Annotated in this window: 2 rRNA genes; both read right to left on the bottom strand. The window is 50.7% G+C overall.

The annotated features are described in order from the left end of the window. Positions 1 to 58: 58 nt before the first annotated feature. Positions 59 to 171, bottom strand: a 5S ribosomal RNA gene (gene rrf / locus AVME950_RS24130). Between the two features lie 118 nt (positions 172 to 289). Continuing rightward, positions 290 to 3,167 (bottom strand): 23S ribosomal RNA (locus AVME950_RS24125). Positions 3,168 to 3,264: the final 97 nt, after the last annotated feature.

Genomic DNA, 3,264 nt, shown 5'->3' with positions numbered 1-3,264 from the left:
TTCCCCAAAGCAAAACGCCCCGACATCGTTGGATGTCGGGGCGGTTTGGGCTGTAAGAGCCTGACGATGACCTACTTTCACACGGGAACCCGCACTATCATCGGCGCAAAGTCGTTTCACTGTCCTGTTCGGGATGGGAAGGAGTGGTACCAACTTGCTATGGTCATCAGGCATAACTTGGAGCTACCTTGATGTGATCAAGGTGGCGAATTCATAGAGTTTGGAATCAGCTTGTATTTTGACTGCGTCACTTGGCATAACAACTTGATCAAATGATGATCAAAGTTATAGGGTCAAGCCGCACGAGCAATTAGTATCAGTTAGCTTAACGCATTACTGCGCTTCCACACCTGACCTATCAACGTCCTGGTCTTGAACGACTCTTTAGGGGGCTCAAGGCCCCGGCAGATCTCATCTTGAAACGAGTTTCCCGCTTAGATGCTTTCAGCGGTTATCTCTTCCACACTTAGCTACTCGGCAATGCCACTGGCGTGACAACCGATACACCAGAGGTGTGTCCACTCCGGTCCTCTCGTACTAGGAGCAGGCTTCCTCAAATCTGCAGCGCCCACGGAAGATAGGGACCAAACTGTCTCACGACGTTTTAAACCCAGCTCACGTACCTCTTTAAATGGCGAACAGCCATACCCTTGGGACCGGCTACAGCCCCAGGATGAGATGAGCCGACATCGAGGTGCCAAACACCGCCGTCGATATGAACTCTTGGGCGGTATCAGCCTGTTATCCCCAGAGTACCTTTTATCCGTTGAGCGATGGCCCTTCCATACAGAACCACCGGATCACTATGTCCTGCTTTCGCATCTGCTCGACTTGTCAGTCTCGCAGTTAAGCACGCTTATGCCATTGCACTATTAGCACGATGTCCGACCGTACCTAGCGTACCTTCGAACTCCTCCGTTACGCTTTGGGAGGAGACCGCCCCAGTCAAACTGCCTACCATGCACTGTCCCCGATCCCGATAAGGGACCTAGGTTAGAACCTCAAACACACCAGGGTGGTATTTCAACGTTGGCTCCATGAGAACTAGCGTCCTCACTTCAAAGCCTCCCACCTATCCTACACAGATCTGTTCAAAGTCCAATACAAAGCTACAGTAAAGGTTCATGGGGTCTTTCCGTCTTTCCGCGGGGAGATTGCATCATCACAAACATTTCAACTTCGCTGAGTCTCAGGAGGAGACAGTGTGGCCATCGTTACGCCATTCGTGCAGGTCGGAACTTACCCGACAAGGAATTTCGCTACCTTAGGACCGTTATAGTTACGGCCGCCGTTTACTGGGACTTCAATCAAGAGCTTGCACCCCATCATTTAATCTTCCAGCACCGGGCAGGCGTCACACCCTATACGTCCACTTTCGTGTTTGCAGAGTGCTGTGTTTTTATTAAACAGTCGCAGCCACCGATTTTTTGCAACCCCTTTGGGCTCGCCTTGTACAGGTTCACCTACTTGGGGCATACCTTCTCCCGAAGTTACGGTATCAATTTGCCGAGTTCCTTCTCCTGAGTTCTCTCAAGCGCCTTAGAATACTCATCTCGCGCACCAGTGTCGGTTTGCGGTACGGTCGTGTGTAGCTGAAGCTTAGTGGCTTTTCCTGGAAGCAGGGTATCACTCACTTCGTCTGCAAGCAGACTCGTTATCACCCCTCATCTAAGCCTGGCGGATTTGCCTACCAGGCACGACTACAGGCTTGAACCAACATATCCAACAGTTGGCTGAGCTAACCTTCTCCGTCCCCACATCGCACTACACATCGGTACAGGAATATTGACCTGTTTCCCATCAGCTACGCATCTCTGCCTCGCCTTAGGGGCCGACTCACTCTACGCCGATGAACGTTGCGTAGAAAACCTTGCGCTTACGGCGAGGGGGCTTTTCACCCCCTTTAACGCTACTCATGTCAGCATTCGCACTTCTGATACCTCCAGCATCCGTTACCAGACACCTTCACAGGCTTACAGAACGCTCTCCTACCACTCACAGTAAACTGTGAATCCGCAGCTTCGGTAACTGGCTTAGCCCCGTTACATCTTCCGCGCAGGACGACTCGATCAGTGAGCTATTACGCTTTCTTTAAATGATGGCTGCTTCTAAGCCAACATCCTGACTGTTTTAGCCTTCCCACTTCGTTTCCCACTTAGCCAATTTTAGGGACCTTAGCTGGCGGTCTGGGTTGTTTCCCTCTTGAGTCCGGACGTTAGCACCCGGTGCTCTGTCTCCCAAGCTGTACTCGTCGGTATTCGGAGTTTGCCTTGGTTTGGTAAGTCGCCATGACCCCCTAGCCAAAACAGTGCTCTACCCCCGACGGTAATACTTGAGGCACTACCTAAATAGTTTTCGGAGAGAACCAGCTATTTCCAAGTTTGTTTAGCCTTTCACCCCTATCCACAGCTCATCCGCTAGTTTTGCAACACTAGTCGGTTCGGACCTCCAGTACCTGTTACGGCACCTTCATCCTGGCCATGGATAGATCACTTGGTTTCGGGTCTACACCCAGCGACTGAACGCCCTATTCGGACTCGATTTCTCTACGGCTTCCCTATTCGGTTAACCTTGCCACTGAATGTAAGTCGCTGACCCATTATACAAAAGGTACGCAGTCACCCTTACGGGCTCCTACTTTTTGTAAGCATGCGGTTTCAGGATCTATTTCACTCCCCTCCCGGGGTTCTTTTCGCCTTTCCCTCACGGTACTGGTTCACTATCGGTCGATTACGAGTATTTAGCCTTGGAGGATGGTCCCCCCATATTCAGACAAGGTTTCTCGTGCCCCGCCCTACTTTTCTCTAGCTTAGTACCACACGTCTGTTTTCGCATACAGGGCTATCACCTGCTATGGCTGGGCTTTCCATCCCATTTTGCTAACAGTCGTGCTATCACTAGAAGGCTCTTCCGATTTCGCTCGCCACTACTTTCGGAATCTCGGTTGATGTCTTTTCCTCGAGCTACTGAGATGTTTCAGTTCACCCGGTTCGCCTCGCATACCTATGTATTCAGTATGCGATACCTCTTGCGAGGTGGGTTTCCCCATTCAGAAATCTCCGGATCAAAGCTTATTTGCCAGCTCCCCGAAGCTTATCGCAGGCTATCACGTCTTTCGTCGCCTGTAATCGCCAAGGCATCCACCACATGCTCTTAGTCACTTGACCCTATAACTTTGACGTCTCTTTCAAAACATCTCCATTTTCTTTCAAGTACTTGCGAGGTCTTTCACCTCGCGCGTTATGCCGTAATGTGAATGTTTCT

The organism is Acidovorax sp. SUPP950 (genome assembly GCF_030158935.1).
Taxonomy (GTDB): Bacteria; Pseudomonadota; Gammaproteobacteria; order Burkholderiales; family Burkholderiaceae_C; genus Paracidovorax.
Note: the sequence above shows the minus strand (reverse complement) of the source record. Positions and strands in the feature narration are given on the sequence as shown.